Annotated in this window: 16 protein-coding genes; all 16 read right to left on the bottom strand. The window is 47.7% G+C overall.

Annotation, left to right across the window (positions count from 1 at the left end):
• Positions 1-138: 138 nt before the first annotated feature.
• A complete protein-coding gene (locus tag Q0Y54_RS02460) occupies positions 139-1,017 on the bottom strand; it encodes a YgcG family protein (protein ID WP_297963935.1) in 879 nt (292 codons plus the stop codon).
• Between the two features lie 16 nt (positions 1,018-1,033).
• Complete coding sequence (locus Q0Y54_RS02455; protein ID WP_297963933.1) at positions 1,034-2,179, bottom strand: hypothetical protein; 1,146 nt, start codon at positions 2,177-2,179, stop codon at positions 1,034-1,036.
• Between the two features lie 48 nt (positions 2,180-2,227).
• Positions 2,228-3,592, bottom strand: a complete 1,365-nt coding sequence (locus Q0Y54_RS02450) for an SPFH domain-containing protein (RefSeq protein ID WP_297963931.1) — start codon at positions 3,590-3,592, stop codon at positions 2,228-2,230.
• Positions 3,593-3,928: 336 nt separating this feature from the next.
• On the bottom strand, positions 3,929-4,486 hold the full coding sequence (locus Q0Y54_RS02445) for a GerMN domain-containing protein (protein ID WP_297963929.1): 558 nt from the start codon (positions 4,484-4,486) through the stop codon (positions 3,929-3,931).
• A 15-nt stretch (positions 4,487-4,501) separates the two neighbouring features.
• A complete protein-coding gene (locus Q0Y54_RS02440) occupies positions 4,502-5,578 on the bottom strand; it encodes an N-acetylmuramoyl-L-alanine amidase (protein ID WP_297963927.1) in 1,077 nt (358 codons plus the stop codon).
• A gap of 16 nt (positions 5,579-5,594) precedes the next feature.
• Positions 5,595-5,795, bottom strand: a complete 201-nt coding sequence (locus tag Q0Y54_RS02435) for a DUF3006 domain-containing protein (protein WP_297963926.1) — start codon at positions 5,793-5,795, stop codon at positions 5,595-5,597.
• A gap of 1 nt (position 5,796) precedes the next feature.
• On the bottom strand, positions 5,797-6,756 hold the full coding sequence (locus tag Q0Y54_RS02430; protein WP_297963924.1) for a ComEC/Rec2 family competence protein: 960 nt from the start codon (positions 6,754-6,756) through the stop codon (positions 5,797-5,799).
• 13 nt (positions 6,757-6,769) lie between these two features.
• The gene (locus Q0Y54_RS02425) at positions 6,770-6,952 is read right to left on the bottom strand and encodes a hypothetical protein (protein ID WP_297963922.1); all 183 of its coding nucleotides are present in this window, start codon (positions 6,950-6,952) and stop codon (positions 6,770-6,772) included.
• A gap of 266 nt (positions 6,953-7,218) precedes the next feature.
• Positions 7,219-8,982 (bottom strand): alpha-glucosidase, encoded by a 1,764-nt coding sequence (locus tag Q0Y54_RS02420; RefSeq protein WP_297963920.1) that lies wholly within the window; start codon positions 8,980-8,982, stop codon positions 7,219-7,221.
• 327 nt (positions 8,983-9,309) lie between these two features.
• On the bottom strand, positions 9,310-10,740 hold the full coding sequence (gene argH, locus Q0Y54_RS02415; RefSeq protein ID WP_297963918.1) for an argininosuccinate lyase: 1,431 nt from the start codon (positions 10,738-10,740) through the stop codon (positions 9,310-9,312).
• Position 10,741: 1 nt separating this feature from the next.
• Positions 10,742-11,956, bottom strand: coding sequence for an argininosuccinate synthase (locus Q0Y54_RS02410; RefSeq protein ID WP_297963964.1), 1,215 nt, complete (start codon positions 11,954-11,956; stop codon positions 10,742-10,744).
• 238 nt (positions 11,957-12,194) lie between these two features.
• Positions 12,195-13,127, bottom strand: a complete 933-nt coding sequence (gene argF, locus Q0Y54_RS02405; RefSeq protein ID WP_297963916.1) for an ornithine carbamoyltransferase — start codon at positions 13,125-13,127, stop codon at positions 12,195-12,197.
• A gap of 641 nt (positions 13,128-13,768) precedes the next feature.
• On the bottom strand, positions 13,769-14,962 hold the full coding sequence (locus Q0Y54_RS02400; RefSeq protein ID WP_297963914.1) for an acetylornithine transaminase: 1,194 nt from the start codon (positions 14,960-14,962) through the stop codon (positions 13,769-13,771).
• Between the two features lie 33 nt (positions 14,963-14,995).
• Entirely contained in the window at positions 14,996-15,883 is an 888-nt protein-coding gene (argB, locus tag Q0Y54_RS02395; protein ID WP_297963912.1) for an acetylglutamate kinase, read from the bottom strand.
• Between the two features lie 174 nt (positions 15,884-16,057).
• Entirely contained in the window at positions 16,058-17,269 is a 1,212-nt protein-coding gene (gene argJ, locus Q0Y54_RS02390) for a bifunctional glutamate N-acetyltransferase/amino-acid acetyltransferase ArgJ (RefSeq protein ID WP_297963910.1), read from the bottom strand.
• A gap of 49 nt (positions 17,270-17,318) precedes the next feature.
• Positions 17,319-18,069: N-acetyl-gamma-glutamyl-phosphate reductase (gene argC, locus Q0Y54_RS02385; RefSeq protein ID WP_297963908.1), on the bottom strand; the 751-nt coding region annotated here is incomplete at its 5' end.

Below are 18,069 nucleotides of genomic sequence, written 5' to 3'. Positions count from 1 at the left end.
TATTATCTCTCCTCAAATTCGATTTAACCTTTGTATTATACCCCTATTTTAGGGATTTTTCTACTGAAAAATGATTTAGACAAAAATACAGCGGGACACGAAGCCGCATCCCGCCATAAGATATTCTATAGATTATTTTTAATAGCTGCCACTGCCGCCGCCATTGCTTCTAGAGCCGCCACTGGAGCTGGAGCTTCTGCTTTCGCTCCTTTCCCGCTTGGTTCTGCTTACTGTAGTACGCAGGAAGGTATCGGACTGATGGGTAATATTCACCGAGTTGCGGTCCAGATAATCATCCGCCTGACTCACATGCTGCACGTTGCTCATCCTGCCCCGCAAATAGCTGACAAACAGATACCCCAAGCCAAAGGAGCACAGGGCACCAAGCATTAATCCCATAATGCTGAACTCATTGGCCGGATCCCAAGGCTCTCCTTCTGCCTCATAGTAGGTCAAAAGCTCATCCACCTTGTCGGCATAATTATTAAAAGCTGCATTATAGTCGTCCTTGTGGTCCTTTATCTTATCCAGGAAAACTTCCTTTATGGCTGGGAAACCATTCTCATCGGTAATGCGCTGGCGCATGTTATTGTCCGTGGTAACAGCCCATTTTCTGGCACTTGGACAAATTACCAGCATAATACTGCCGTTGTTATTGGCCTCGTCACGATAATACTTGTTGAGAACATCATCAGCAAATGCCTTGATTCCCTTCTCAGTTCCCGTGCGTGAATCCTTTGGTACAGTCATTACAACCACCCGGACGTTGTGCTTCTGCTCAATCCCCTCCAGCTTTTTATCCAAAGCCGCCGCCTGTTCAGGTGTTATTAGACCTTCCATATCATGGACACTGTAGGCTGCCAGATCAGCGGGCAAGCCCGTATTGATATCAACCTGTTTTTCCGTCTGGGTTACAGTATTCGTTACCTTTTTAACCTTGGTAGTCTCTGCCATAACCGGCATGGAAAATGCCAGCAAAAGCAACAGGGACATAAAAATTGTAAATATTTTTTTCATTTCTCTGCCCCCTGTCCTAATCCGCCATAGCTTCCATGATAATCAACACTATCCACTTGCAGATGAAATAGGTTATAGGCAATGTAATGAGGCTTGCCAGTCCCCAATACATCTTGGCCTTGTTTTCATCCACTGGCAGCTCGCCCACCAGCTTTCCGGTCTGACCGTTCATAACGAAGGTATAGGGTTTGTCCTCATACTTGGTGGTCAAAATCCATACAGGGGCCATGGCATATTGTTCCTTGCCATCGGTTCTGATGACACTCAAATGCTCGGTACTGCAGGAGTCATAGCCATCCACTGTATACCGCAGCACTCCATCTGCCGATTCTTTTATACGCACCTCAGCATTTGGCAAAGCCGCCTCGGCATCAACATCATATTTGTCTGCCAAAAAGCCTGCCATATAGGACGTATTAAAAGGAACCAGCTGGCTATAATCAAATGGCTCAATGCTTTCCATCCAGGTATCGTCCATTTTCACACTGCCATCCACCGGTACATTGTAAAAATTCATAGTACCGGCGCGGTGAACCTTGTAGTGATCAGTTTCCGTAACATCGTAGTCACCATCGGTATAGCTACGGGTCTTGGTGGCACTGTACTCAGCCTCGGCCTCTACGGATTCATTAAAGAGCCAATATGGTACATACATACCCTGAATGGCCTCTACTCTGGCTTTGGAAGCAAAATTGCTTGGAAGGAGCCATTTGCCCCTATGATATTCTGCAAAGGCCAGCTTGGCATCCTGCTTGTTCTTTTGGAAAGGAATTACCATATCAGGGCGAAGCTGCTGTTCATAACGTCCCGGAACCATGGTAGGATTGCCACAATAAACACATTCCGTGGCCATTGTATTGTTATCGCAAACTATTTCCGCACCACAGGAGGAACAGGTCATGGCCTTCAGGATGGCAATTTCTTCCGCATCCCAGGCTCCTCCTGCCGCCTCCATCTCAAACTGCTTTTTCTCAATTTTCGCATCCTTGACCTTATTGGCCTGAGCTGCCGCAGCTTCCTGCTCTGCGTAAAGCTTTTCCAGTTCCTCTACTGTAAATTCCGCCTCGCAGTATTCACATTTTATCTTACTGCCACTGCCAGGAGTATAGGCAAGGGGCCCACTACAGTTGGGACACTTATAGTTTACCGAGGTATCTGCCATATCCATCCCCCTCAATATGTTATTTCAACTAAACTTCATCAGCCATCCTTACTGGATGTCGTTTTCATCAAATACATCACCACATTCAGGGCAGAATTTAGGTGGATGATGTGGATCCTCCGGCTGCCACCCACACTTATCACACTTGTAAAGAGGAGCATCTGCTGGCTTCTTGGCACCGCAGTTCGGACAGAATTTCCCCTGATTTACGCTGCCACAGCTGCAGGTCCAGCCCTGTGGCTCCGGCTTTTTGCCGCCACAGGCGGTACAGAATTTCCCCGTATTTTCCTGACCACAGGAGCACTTCCAGGTATTGCCTGCACTAGCCGGAGCAGCCTGCTGTGGTGGGGCCTGCGGAGCCTGCTGCTGGAATTGAGCCTGCTGGGCCTGCTGAGCTGCCCCCATCTGCATCATCTGCGCGGCCTGACCACCGCCCATGCCACCGGCCATGCCCATGCCCATAAAGGCACCCATTGCCCCGGCACCGCCTTCATTGGAAGCGGCCATCTTCATGCTGTCAGCGGTAGAACCGGCCATCTGCAAGCCGGCCATGTGGGCATTGCCCATGCTGGCATACCGCTGATAATCCTTAATCTTCTCCTCATCCTCGTCGCTGGCCTTAACGCTGCTGACACCGAAGGAGACTATTTCAATTCCTCTGAGCTGCCCCCATTTCTGACTCAACAGATCATTTAGGGTATTAGCCAAGTCATCCACATGGGCCGGAATGCTGCTGTATTTGATTTCCAGCTCCGACAGCTTGGCCATAGCCGGCTGCAGCTTGGTCATAAGCTCACTCTTAAGCTGGCTGTCAATTTCCTCACGGCTGTAGGAATCAGAAATATTACCGCAAACATTGGTGTAGAATAAAATCGGATTGGTTATCCGGTAGCTGTACTCACCAAAGCAACGCAGGGAAACCGTCATACTCAGTCCGCTGCGCTTGTCATAGGTATCAAAGGGAATCGGGCTTGGGGTACCGTATTTATTGCCAATAATTTCCTTGGTATTTACGAAATACACCCGCTGATCCTTCCCCGGATCCCCGCCAAAGGTAAAACGCTTGCCAATTTCTCCAAATATAGCCTTTACATTATCTGCAAGGCCACCGGTAAATACAGATGGCTGCAAGGAGGTATCATAACGATACTCGCCCGGTTCAGAGCAAATATCCACTACCTTGCCCTGCTCCACAATAATCATGCACTGTCCCGTATTGACGGCTACCACTGAGCCATTGGAAATTACATTGTCCTCCCCGCTGGTATTGGAGCTGCGCCCCTGACTGCTGGTTCTCTTTTGTCCTTTTACAATAAGCAAATCCGCCGGGATACTGTCACAATAAATAAATTCCTTCCACTGGTCCGCCAGTGTACCACCTACAGCACCCATAGCTGCTTTAATAAGACCCATAACTATACCTCCCTACAAATAATATCAATCTAAATTCAATCCTATATTTGTTATTCGATGTTTATTAAAAAAATCCTTTTATCTATCAAAAATATGACTATAGTATCAGCCTCGCAAAAAAAACTGCCCTTCGCCGATTGCCATGACGCAATCACAAAGAGCAGCCTCCCATATCTTAGTATCAGTTTTTTATAACGCCATTGTTCAAATTTTTCTTCTTTAGAAGAAAAATCTTCCAATTAGCGTTTCAACGAGCTGGGAGATATGCTCGCCAGCTGTTGTAGTTTATTTTCCCCCACCTAAAGAGGTGGGGGACATCTTAAAGCTCGTTATATGCTATTTAATCAGCTCAGTCATCCGGGACAATGGTTTGCTGGTATCCATATGACCCTTTATGGTCTCCACCCTTTTGCCCTCAATGGTAATCTGCACCTTCTTTATTTCCGGAAATTCCGTAAGGGTGTTTACAATGGAGCCAACCAAAAATTCCTCGCCGGTGGAACCACCATTAAAGTGCTTTATCAAGCCCTTGTCAAAGTCAACCTGGGCTGTATCTCCTTTGACGCTGACGCCCAACAGCTTTGCCTGCTTTGGTATTACCACGGTCAATTTGCTGTCATCAGTGCCTTCCATAAGGGCCTCCACAGCAGCCCTGTACTTGTCCTCCCCCTTGACCTTTATGGTCTTTTCCACGGCTATGAGCTTGGTTGCATCATTGTTGGGAAAATACAGCTTGATGGTAAGCTTGTCCTCTGCCGTTTTTTCAGGCTTCTGCTCTGCCACAGCCTTAGGTGCCTCCTTGGGCTGCTGTGGCTTATTTTCCTGGTCACAGCCGGCCAAGGCCAATGTCATAAGCATTATCATCATGACAGCGATAATCCTGGTTATTTTCATCTTAAAAATCCTCCCTTACCCCATACTATGGAAGTAATTTCTTATCCCCCTGCATATGGCCAATGCCATAGTATGCTGCATTTCAGCACTATCCAATAATTTTTCCTCATAAGGATTGGAAATAAAGGCTGTTTCCACCAGAGTTGCCGGTATCCATGAATTTCTCAACACATAGAAGCGGGCACTGTTTATGCCCCGATCATACAGGCCGGTGGCTGCCACCATTTCATCCTGAATACTCTGGGCCAGCAGTGAATCCCTGGAGCTGTGGCCATAATAATATGTTCCGGTTCCCCGGGCGGAGGGATTGGTAAAGGCATTACAGTGAATGCTGACAAAAATATCCGCCTCAGGATGCCGTCTGGCCACATTTACCCTGGCCTGAAGCTCCTGGGTATCCGTTGCCTCCGGCCCGTACACATCCACATCCGTCGTACGGGTCATAAATACATTTACCCCATTGGCCTGAAGGATACGGGCCACCTCCAGGGATATTTTCAGGGTAATGTCCTTTTCCCGTACATAGCTTGGTCCAATAGCCCCGGTATCGGTGCCCCCATGGCCCGGATCCACCACCACGGTGCGCCCATCGATTCCCTCCAGGAGCTCCTCCTCCGTAACAGTATTGGTCTGGCCCCTGTCCTCGGCGATTTCAATAATCAGCCGATAGGGCTTTCTGGCCTTTTTATCCGCCTCTGCAGTATATACCTTATATTCATGCTCATCCAGGGAATCGGTTACTCCAATGGCAACCACCAGATCCCTGCGGTCATTTTTCAGGTTCATATAGCGGGCAATCTTGCGGTCAAGGCCAATACTCTTCTTTACCTCACCACGATCCGTATCCTTTAGCCTTAACAGCAGCTGATGGGGCTTGTCAGGATGCTGGCCGGCCTCGTATTCCAGCTTATCCTTATTCATACCCATTTCGATGCGGACCCAATTGCGCCCGTCATCATCCTTGTAGGTATTGTAATGAAAATAATTCAAGGTATGATGAACCGATGCGGCATGGGAATTCATGGTACCCATGGTCATAAGGCCCATCACACAACAAACCAATATAAGTAATTTACACCATATTTTTTTCAATAATGTTCGCTCCCAACTAATCTTCCATAAGTGCCATGGCTTCCTGCAGGGCCGCCTGGGTTGTACTCTTATCCTTTTTAATATCCAAGGTTATGTAGTTACCCTCGTTGATATCATCCGGCAGCATGCTGCAGGGAATTTCAATCTGATATTCCTCATCCCCTAACAGGATAACGGCCAAATCCTCTTCTATCCGGTCTACATAGGCTGAAATCATATTATCTCTCTCCCTTTACAGAATATGCCTTGCCATCGGTGGTAACAGTCACTGTACCATTCTTATCGGTTTCCAGGACCTTGATGTTCAGCTTCTTGAACAGCTGCATGGTTTCCTTGTGGGGATGACCATAGGAATTATTGGTACCACAGGAAATAATGGCATATTCCGGCTGAACCCTTTCCACATAGGCCTTGGTGGATGAGGTATGACTGCCGTGATGAGGTGCCTTGTATATCTTACATTTCAGTCTGTCACCATAGGCGGCCAGCAGCTCCTTCTCAATTTCCTTCTCCGCATCTCCGGTAAGCAGCATGGAGAACTGACCCAGCTTTAATATACCCACAATGGATTCATTATTTACATTGACCTTCTTGTCAGCCTGTAAATCCTTGGTGTCCTCTGCAATAATCTCTTTGGTTGGGCTAAGAACCTCAAAGGTTACTCCATTGCCAAAATCCAGCTCATCGCCGGCCTTTACCTTTACCTGCTTCGTGCCCTGATCCTTGGCCGCCTTAAGCGCATTCCGGAAGGCTCCGCTGGCCGAAGGGATTCCATTATGGATCAGCTCCGTTACACCATATTTTTTGATGACCTTGGCGGCCTTGCCGATATGATCAGCATGGGCATGGGTCATAATCAGCTTATCAATATGGGTTATACCGGCCTTGTCCAGGGCGGCAAACAACTGGGTATTCTCCTCATTTTTGCGGCTCTCCTCCCGGTATTTGTCATCACCGGTATCAATGAGAATAACCTGGGCCCCGGTGTTTATTAAAATTGCATCACCCTGGCCTACGTCCAGCACCTTTACCGTAAGGGGTCCCTGAACCTCTGCCGGGGCCCCATTGTCCGGACTGCCTGAGGAAGAAGCACCCTTCCCCCCGCTGCCACAGCCGGCCACCAGCATGGTCAAGGTCAATATCATGACCACAAGATAAGCAGAAAATTTTTTTACCATGTTCACATCCACCTCACCGTTTATTACGCACATTTACCACATACAATCTGATACCCAGCATAATCACCCAGGCAATTACACTGACTATAAGCACATAATCAATAGTCTGTAAATTACTGAAATCAGTCAAGGCCATTACTGCCACAATAAGCACCAGCATAAGCCAATCGGATTTATTCATCCCGTCTATCTTCATAAGCAACCTCCAAACAAACAAGATAATCCCATGCCCATCACGAACACAGATACTATGTAATTATAACGCAGATGTTCAAATTTTGCCACCGGCAAAATATACCTTATAAGCGTTTCAACGCAGCAATGATAAGAGCGTTATAACGCAATTGTTCAATATTTTCCATTTTAATGGAAAATATTCCTTATTAGCGTTTCAACGCAACAACCATAACAGCCTTTCACCTCAATAGCCCGCCAGTATACTGAAATACTGACGGGCCTTAATCAATTCACCCTTTCATAAATACGGGCTTCCAATGGCTTAAGCTGCATCTCATCTGGATTATCTTCACTGCTTAATACCACTCTCTTGCCAGAAACGGCTTCCCTCGGAATCCTTACAGCTTCCGTGGAAAAATTCGCTATAGTCGTAAGCTGTTGCTTAGCCGAGGTGCGCGTAAAGGCAAAAATTTGCTCATCATCCGGCAAAAGCACCTCATAGTCCCCTTCGGTCAACGCTGGATTAGTTTTACGAAATTCAGCCAGGCGATGATACCATTTGAGCACAGAGGTCTCATCCTGCTCCTGGAACGCGACATTTTGCTGAGCGTAATCATCATGAATGGGCAACCATGGCTTTACAGTGGTGAACCCCGCATTTTTACTATTATCCCATTGCATTGGTGTTCTGGCGTTATCCCGACTAAAAAAATGAACGAAATCCATAGCCTGTTCGTTGGAGAAGCCCTCCTGCAAGGCATTTTGGTATTGTCCATGGGAGGAAATATCATCATATTCCTCTATAGATGACCACGCAACATTGGAATAGCCCAGCTCCTGTCCCTGATAGATAAACGGCGTTCCCCGTAAAGTCAGCAGCACAGCTGCAATAACCTTGGCAGCCTTATCCTGATTGGCCGTAACCGGGAAAAAATGATTGACACAACGGGGCTGATCATGATTTTCAAAAAAGACCGGGCACCAGCCATTGTCCTTGGTGACTTCCTGAGTAGCTGACAGAGCGGATTTCAGCTCTTGCAGTGTCCATGAGGTGGGCCGATGCCATATTTCGCCATTTTTAAGGCTAAGATTCAAGTGGCTAAACTCAAACACCATATCAAATACCCCATCATCGCCTACCCATTGTGGCAAATCCTTGGGCTGTACACCATTTGCTTCACCTACAGTGAAAATATCCCGTCCCACAAATACCTCATTTTTAAATTCATGGAGAAAATCTAAAATTCCCGGGGTATTAGCAGTCATTTTATGAATACTTACCATACCGTCTGCACCATCTGGTGTACCATCCTGGAAGACTGGCTTTTTAATATAAGGAATGGCGTCAATCCGGAAGCCGCCAACACCTTTATCCAGCCAAAATTGGGCAGCTGCATACAGTGCATGTCTGACCTCAGGATTCTCCCAATTAAGGTCAGGCTGTTGGGCAGCGAAGGTATGAAGATAATATTGGCCACGTTCCTCACACCAGGTCCAGGCACTTCCGCCGAAAAAGCTGCGCCAGTTAGTTGGTGCACTGCCATCCGGCTTGGCGTCCCGCCAAATATACCAATCTGCCTTAGGATTAGTACGACTTTTTCTTGATTCCTGAAACCATTCATGTTGATCAGAGCTGTGATTAAACACCAAATCCATTACAATGCGGATATCACGCTTTTTCGCCTCGGCTGTCAATCGGTCAAAATCCTCCATTGTTCCATATAAAGGATCAACAGCCTTATAGTCAGCAATATCGTAGCCGTTATCGACCATCGGTGACGGATATATTGGCGTAAGCCAAATGGCTCCCACGCCTAATTGCTGTATATGCTCCAAATGATTGGTAATACCAGCAAGATCACCAATGCCATTACCTGTGGTATCCGCAAAGCTCCTTGGATAAATCTGGTACACCGTAGTCTTCTGCCACCATTTTAAATCCTTTTTCCCATGGTCCTGGGCTGAGGCAGCCGACGCAACAAAAAATTCACATACACAGACCAAAACGATAATGCTCCAAAAAGAAAACATATCAATACCCTGTTTCATAATAGCTGCTCCCCTGTTTCTTTACATAGGATAAAACATACATCATTTATATCATTACCCATATTATCATCTAAAGCCCTCAAACTTTCAACAGGGAAAATACTAATGGCTCGTTATAACGCCATTGTTCAAATTTTTCTTCTTTAGAAGAAAAATCTTCCAATTAGCGTTTCAACGAGGTGGGAGATATGCTCACCACCTGTTGAAGTTTGTTTTCACCCCCACCTAAAGAGGAGGGGGACATCTTCACCTCGTTATAATGCGCTCATGCCGGGCGCACTATAAAACCCGTCAGCAGGAGCTGACGGGTTTCATTATCTGAATTATTTATTGCTTCACAGTAACCTGTTTATTTGTTCTGTCCTCCACCACGGCAGCCTCCAGATTCATGATTCCGTGGGCCTGATTAAGCTGCATTTCCACCTGATTATAGGAGGTACCGCCATAGGAATTGCGGTTCTTCACACAGGTCTCCGGGCTGATGGCATCATAGATGTCATCCTCAAACAGCTCTGACAGCTCCCTGAACTCCTGGATGGACATATCAGCCAGCCACTTGTTTTCCTCAATGCAGTGATGAACTGCCTTGCCGGATATAGCATGGGCCTGTCTGAAGGGCATTCCCTTCTTTACCAGATAATCAGCCAAATCCGTTGCATTGGAGAAATCCTCGGCCACGGCCCGGCGCATTACCTCCGGACGAACCTTCATGCCCCGCAGGATACGGGCATACACTGCCAGGCTGAACTTAATGGTATCAATGGTATCAAAGATACCCTCCTTGTCCTCCTGCAAATCCTTGTTGTAGGCCAGGGGCAACCCCTTTACGGTGCTGAGCATCGCCATAAGGTGGCCCACTACCCTGCCGGTCTTGCCCCGAACCAGCTCGGACACATCCGGATTTTTCTTCTGGGGCATCATAGAGGAACCGGTACAATGGGCATCATCCAGTTCAATGAAGAAGAACTCCCGGGAGCACCACAGAATAGTTTCCTCACTGAGTCTTGACAGATGAACCATTAAAATGGAGGCGGCTGAGAGAAATTCCATAATGTAGTCACGGTCAGAAACCGCATCCAGACTATTGGAATAAATGTTTTCAAAATTCAGCTGCTCCGCCACAAATTCCCGGTCAATAGGGAAGGTGGTACCAGCCAGGGCCCCGGCCCCCAGCGGCATAATATCACACCGCTCATAAACGCCGTTAAACCGGTCAAAATCCCGCTTCAGCATGGAGAAATAGGCCATCATGTGATGGGAAAAGAGAATAGGCTGGGCCCGTTGAAGATGGGTATACCCCGGCATAATAACATCGCTGTATTTTTCTGCCGTTTCCACCAGGGCCCTCTGCATATCCAAAATCAGCCTTTGGACCTCCACCACCTGACGGCGGATAAACATATGGGTATCCAGGGCCACCTGATCATTGCGGCTGCGGGCGGTATGGAGACGGCCGCCAGCCTCGCCGATGGCTTCGGTAAGCCGCTTTTCGATATTCATGTGAATATCCTCCAGAGCCACCTCAAAGGAGAAATTCCCCTCTTCTATCTTCTTATATATGTCCTTCAACCCAGCGATAATGGCATCCCGATCCGCCTCAGATATAATCCCCACCTTGGCCAGCATGGTGGCATGGGCCATGGAGCCGGCTATATCCTCGGTATACATCCGCTTATCAAAAGCAATGGACGCCTGAAAATCATTTATCATCTCGTCGGTGGACTTGGAAAACCGTCCCCCCCAGAGCTGTTCCGCCATATTATTTACCTGCCTTTTCCTGCATAAGTGCCCGAACCTTCAATGGGAGGCCAAAGAGGTTAATGAAGCCCTCGGCATCAGCCTGATTGTATACATGGTCTTCCTCAAAGGTTACGAATTCCTGATTGTAGAGGGAATATGGAGACTTGGCACCGGCACTCATGATATTGCCCTTATAGAGCTTCAATTTAACCGTACCGGTAACACTTTCCTGGGTACTGTCCACAAAGGCAGACAGTGCCTCACGAAGCTGGGAGAACCACATTCCATCATATACCAGCTCGCCAAAGCGAATGGCTACGCCCTCCTTGAAGTGGTAGGTAGCCCGATCCAGGCACAGATACTCCAGCTCACGATGAGCATAGTAGAGAATTGCTCCGCCTGGGTTCTCATATACGCCACGAGACTTCATGCCAACGAGACGGTTCTCGCAGATATCCACGATACCTACACCGTTGCGGGCACCGATTTCATTGAGCTTATTAAGAAGGTCTACTGCACCCATGCGCTCGCCATTTACGGCTACAGGTACACCCTTTTCAAAGCAAACAGACAGCTCCTCCGGCTTATCCGGAGCATCCTCAGGTGCCTTGGATACCAGGAACATTTCGTTTTGCGGTGCATTCCAAGGGTCCTCCAAATCAGAGCCCTCATGGGACAGATGCCAGATATTCTTATCCATGGAATACTTCTTGTTATCCGTAGGAATATCAATATTATGGGCCTTGGCATACTCAATTTCCTGAGTACGGGACAACAGCTCCCACTCACGCCATGGAGCAATGATACCCATATTAGGGGCCAACGCCTTTACGGTAAGCTCAAAGCGAACCTGATCATTACCCTTGCCGGTGGCACCATGGGCAATAGCATCTGCGCCCTCCTCCTTGGCAATCTCCACCAGCTTCTTGGCAATCAATGGACGGGCAAAGGAGGTACCAAGGAGATATTTGCCCTCATATACGGCACCAGCCTTCAGGGTTGGCCATACATAATCGGTGAGGAATTCCTCAGTAAGGTCGGCAATATAGCACTTGGAGGCACCGGAACGCAGGGCCTTGTCGTGAATAGCCTGCATATCATCCCCCTGACCGATATCAGCGCAGCAGGCAATAACCTCACAGCCACCATAATTTTCCTTTAACCAAGGAATAATAACGGAGGTATCCAGACCACCGGAATACGCCAATACAACCTTCTTAAACTCTGCCATAATCATTATCTCCTTTTTATATGTTCTTCATTCGACAGGAAATGTTTCCTTTCACATCGACTGCATCACTAAAAATATTTTTTATCGATTTCAATAGCAATAAAAATCATAACTCGCTTACGCTCAGACAAATGATTTTTCTTGCTAATGCAGGTATAAAAAAATATTTTCTACACGTTTCGCAGTCTAATTGTTCAAGGAAATCATTTCCTGTCTAAAAATACAATAATACAATACTTCATTAATCACCCATAAGAAGGGCCATAATGGCCTTCTGGGTGTGAAGACGATTTTCTGCCTCGTCAAAAATCACATCTGCATAGGCCTCCATGATTTCATCGGTGATTTCCTCACCCCGATAGGCCGGTAAGCAATGCATTACGATAACCCGCTTGTCCGCTTCTTTGAGAAGCTCGGCATTAACCTGATAATCCTTGAATATTTTCTTGCGCTCATCGTGCTCCGCTTCCTGTCCCATGCTGGCCCAGGTATCGGTCACCACGATGTCAGCATCCTTGGCCGCCTCAAATGGGTCCCTTACCAGCTTGATGGAGGCACCAGTTGCCTTGGCATCCTCCACTGCATTTTTATACACCTGTTCATCCGGCTCATAGCCCTCCGGGGTAGCGGCCACAAAATCCATTCCGGCCTTGGCACAGCCATACATGTAGGAATTGGTCATATTGTTGCCATCCCCCACATAGGCCATCTTCAGGCCCTTAAGGTTCTTGCCCTTATGCTCCTGAATGGTAAGAAGATCAGTCAACACCTGACAAGGGTGTAACAGGTCAGTCAATGCATTGATAACCGGTACATCGGACCACTGGGCGAATTCCTCCACCCGATCATGGCCAAAGGTCCGAATCATAATGCCATCCAAATAGCGGGACATTACCCGGGCGGTGTCCTTAATCGGCTCGCCCCGGCCCAGCTGCAAATCCCTGTTGGACAGGAACAGGGCCTGCCCCCCCAGCTGATACATACCCGTCTCAAAGGATAACCGGGTACGGGTTGAGGATTTCTCAAAAATCATGCCCAGGGTCTTGCCCTTTAACAGGTGATGCTCAATGCCCGCCTTTTGTTTGGCCTTAAGCTCATGGCCCAGGGCCAATATTTCATTTACCTCATCCACGGACAAATCGTGAATGGAAAGTAAATCCTTGCCTTTTAACATCTATCTGACCTCCCAACCAATGAAATACTTTTGTACACCAACGGTATATATTATACTACAATTTCTTGGCATTTTCATCCGATTATGTGGAATAAGGCAGTGAATGATTACCTTGAACACTTAGACTGAGACGCGTTAAGAAACTATTTTTTTCATACCTGCATTAGCTGAAAAAATCATTTGTTTGAGCGACGCGAAGCTAGTCCTGCAAGGGCGAAGCGAGTTATGATTTTTTCTGATATTTAAATAACGAAAAAAATGGTTTTAGCGACGAAGTCGTCGTGAGAGGTAACATTCACTGTCATAATATTATGCAAAATCAGGTAATACGCCCTCTAATATGTCGCACACCTCATCAATGTGTTCCTTGGTAACAATTCCTGTTACACTACAGTTTTCGGATATTTCATCCGATTACGTGGAATAAGGCAGTGAATGATTACCTTGAACACTTAGACTGAGACGCGTTAAGAAACTATTTTTTTCATACCTGCATTAGCTGAAAAAATCATTTGTTTGAGCGACGCGAAGCTAGTCCTGCAAGGGCGAAGCGAGTTATGATTTTTTCTGATATTTAAATAACGAAAAAAATGGTTTTAGCGACGAAGTCGTCGTGAGAGGTAACATTCACTGTCATAATATTATGCAAAATCAGGTAATACGCCCTCTAATATGTCGCACACCTCATCAATATGTTCCTTGGTCACAATAAGGGGTGGCACGAATCTCAACACATTGCCGGCAGTACAGTTAATGATGGCCCCCTTTTCCAGGCAGGCATTCACTATATCCCGGCCTGGCTTGGTAAGTTCCATGCCTAAAATCAGGCCCATGCCCCGCACCTCTTTTATAAGAGCCGGGAATTTTTTCTGAATTTTCTCCAGGCGGGATTTCATGTATTCCCCCATAGCATCTACCTTATTGAGGAACCTGTCATCACCCACCAAATCAAGCACTACATTGGCCGCGGCACAGGCCAGCGGATTGCCACCGAAGGTGGAGCCGTGGTCTCCGGCATGGAATACGGCTGCCACCTTGTCAGAAGCAATAAAGGCACCGATTGGCACCCCACCGGCCAAGCCCTTGGCCAGGGTCACAATATCCGGCTTAACGCCAAATTTATCATAAGTGAAGAATTTACCGCTGCGACCGATACCTGTCTGGATTTCATCAAATATCAGCAGGGCGTTGTACTTATTACAAAGCTCACGGACCTTGGTTAAATAAGCACCATCTGGAACATGCACGCCGCCTTCGCCCTGAATAGGCTCCAGCATCACTGCTGCGGTCTTATCACTCATCATCTTTTCAAGGGCAACTATATCATTGTATGGAACATAATCAAAGCCCTCAGGCAATGGGCCGAAGCCCTCCTGATATTTGGTCTGCCCCGTTGCCGTCAAAGTGGCAATGGTCCGGCCATGAAAGCTGTGAAGTGCTGTAATAATCTGGGATTTATCCCCGGAAATACTGTGGGCATATTTGCGGGCCAGCTTTATGGCCCCCTCATTGGCCTCTGCCCCGGAATTGCCGAAAAACACCTTGTCCAGGCCACTTAATTTAGTGAGCTTTTCCGCTGCATCAGCCTGCACCTGGGTATAGTACAGATTGGAGCAATGTATCAGCTTCCCGGCCTGCTCAGCCACAGCCTGTACCAGCTGGGGATGATTATGCCCCAGCACATTTACCGCAATACCACCTAAAAAATCAATATATTTCTTGCCCTGGGTATCATAAACATATACCCCATCACCATGATCCAGTACAATCTTGTACCGGGCAAAGACGGGCATATAATCCCGGGCATCCATTTCATAAATCTGTTCATCAGTCATTTATATACACCCCTTTACCTGTGCTCAATGCCATTACCTAATCACCTGAGTACCGATACCGCTGGAGGTCATCAGCTCCAAAATTATGGAATGGGGCTGACGGCCGTCAATAATATGCACCTTGTTGGTACCCCCTTCAATGGATTTCAGACAGGCCTCAATTTTTGGAATCATGCCCCCGGAAATTATTCCGGTTTTAATATAGTCCTTGGCTTCAGCCACTGTAAGGGTGGATATAAAGGTATCCTTGTCCTCAAAATCCTTATAAACTCCCTCAGTATCAGTCAGCAGCAGCAGCTTTTCTGCCTGCAGGGCTCCGGCAATTTCCGCCGCCACATAATCAGCATTGATATTGTAGCTTTCGCCGTCATCTCCTACGCCAATTGGAGCAATAACCGGAATATAGCCATTATCCAGCAGGGTATCCAATATGGAGGTATCAATTGAATCCACCTGCCCCACATAGCCGATATCCACATTGGCCTGCTTTCCCGCCTCATCATAGACGGTAGCCAGCTTTTTCGTGGCCCTTATCAGCCCTGCATCCTTGCCGCTAAGGCCCACTGCCTTTACACCACGGCAATTCAGCATATTTACAATATCGGAATTCACCTTGCCATCCAATACCATTTCGGCAATCTCCACCGTTTCCTGGTCAGTAACTCGCAGTCCACTGACAAAGGCGGATTCCTTGCCCACCTTTCGCAAAAACTGGGTAATATCCGGGCCACCGCCATGAACAATAACCGGGCGCATCCCCACGTATTTCAGGAGGCTCACATCCTCCATGACCTTATGCTTTAAATCCTCATTTATCATGGCATTGCCACCGTACTTGATAACGATGGTCTTACCGTAAAATTCCTGAATATAAGGCAGGGCCTCCACTAAAATCCCCGCTTTTTTTTCTGCATCTATCATACGGCCTCACTCCAAATTAAGCATTCCAAATTCCGCATTAATCTAAATTCCGCATTCCGAATTACGCATTCCGAATTAGTCCAAATTCCGCATTCCGAATTCCTAATTCCGCATTAATCCAAATTCCGCATTCCGAATTCCTAATTCCGCATTAATCTAAATTCCCCATTGCCATCAGGTGTGGTATTCGCCATTGATCTTCACATATTCATAGGAGAAGTCACAGCTCCATACGGTAGCCTCAGCCTCTCCCAGGCCCATTTCCACATCAATCACAATATCATGCTCCGCCATAACCTTGCCCAAAGCCTCCATGTCGAAGTCTGCCCCCAGGCCATTGGCATAAACGGTGATATCGCCAAATTTGATAACCGTCTTTTCCGGCACCATTGGTACACCGGCATAGCCCACAGCGCAGATTACCCGTCCCCAGTTTGGGTCCTCACCAAAGAAGGCAGTCTTAACCAATGGGGATTTGGCGATGCTCATGGCCACGGTCTTGGCATCCTCAAAGCTCTTGGTACCGTGTACATTAATGGTCAGGAACTTGGTGGCTCCCTCACCATCAGCGGCAATCCGCTTGGACAGCTCCTGGCAAATGGTCTTCAGGGAGTCATAGAAAACCTGATAATCCTCGGTACCCTCCTTGATTTCCTCATTGCCGGCGGCCCCGTTGGCCAGTACCAGCACCGTGTCGTTGGTGCTCATATCCCCGTCCACGGAAATCATATTGAAGGAAACCTCCACAAGCTCCGACAGGGTCTTCTGTAAAAGAGGTGCTCCGATTTTAGCATCAGTGGAAATATAGCACAGCATGGTGGCCATATTTGGCTGAATCATGCCGGAGCCCTTGGCAATAGCCCCGAAGCGTACCTCCTTGCCGCCGATCTGTACGGCAAAGGAGCAGGCCTTGGAATAAGTATCAGTGGTAATAATGGCATTACCGGCATTCTCACTGCCCTCCTCGGACAGCTCGGCAGCAGCAGCCTTAATTCCGGCCGCCATTTTGTCCATTGGCAGATTTACGCCAATAATACCGGTGGAACCTACCAGCACATCATAAGGGTCACAGCCCAGCTCCTGAGCGGCCAGCTTGGCCATTTCCTGGGCATTCTTCAATCCCACCTCACCGGTGCAGGCGTTGGCGCAGCCTGCATTGGCCACAATGGCATGGGCCTTGCCGTTTTTTATATGCTCTCTGTCCACAATGACAGGAGCTGCAGCCACAGCGTTTTTCGTAAATACACCGGCCACAGCCGCCTCCTGCTCAGTATAAATCAATGCCAAATCAAGATTACCACTCTTTTTTATACCAGCCTTAACACCAGCTGCCTTAAACCCCTTTGGAAAGGTTACACCGGCCTTTGCACTTTTCTCAGAAAACATATTTATTCCTCCCATATAAATTCCGCATTAATCTAAATTCCGCATTAACTTAAGGGTACATCGGCACAACATCCAGCCCCAGCTTTTCATCAAAGCCACAGGCAATGTTGAAATTCTGCACGGCCTGACCAGCCGCCCCCTTCACCAAATTATCAATGGCGGACAGGACGATTACCCGATGGGTACGCGGGTCAATGTGCCAGCCCAGCTCGCAGTAATTGGAGCCCCGTACATTCTTGGTGGCCGGATAACCATTTCGTCCCAACAGCCTGATGAAAAATTCCCTGCCAAACATGTCCTCATAGGCCTTATCCACCTGCTCTGGCGTTACACCGGCCTGCAATTTGGCGTAGCAGGTACTCAGAATGCCCCGGGACATGGGCACCAAATGTGGAGTGAAATTAAGCACTGTTTCTTTACCGGACAGCTCCGTCAGGGCCTGCTCAATTTCCGGGGTATGACGATGGGCAGCCACCCCATAGGCCTTAAAGCTGTCGTACAGCTCTGGAAAATGATTTGGCAGCTTGGCACCACGCCCGGCCCCGGAGACCCCCGACTTGGCATCGATTACGATGGTATCCATATCAATAAGGTTATTCTTGGCCAATGGAGCCAGGGCCAAAATACTGGCCGTGGTATAGCAGCCTGCATTACCGATAATCTTGGCATCCTTTATTTGGTCCCTGTACAACTCGGCCAGACCATATACCCGAGGGGCATCCTTGTGGGTATGCTCCACCTTGTACCAGGCCTCATACACATCTGTATTATCAAAGCGATAATCAGCTCCCAGGTCGATC

It is taken from the genome of uncultured Anaerovibrio sp. (assembly GCF_947302755.1).
Lineage (GTDB): Bacteria > Bacillota > Negativicutes > Selenomonadales > Selenomonadaceae > Anaerovibrio.
This window is presented reverse-complemented; position numbering and strand designations above follow the sequence as displayed.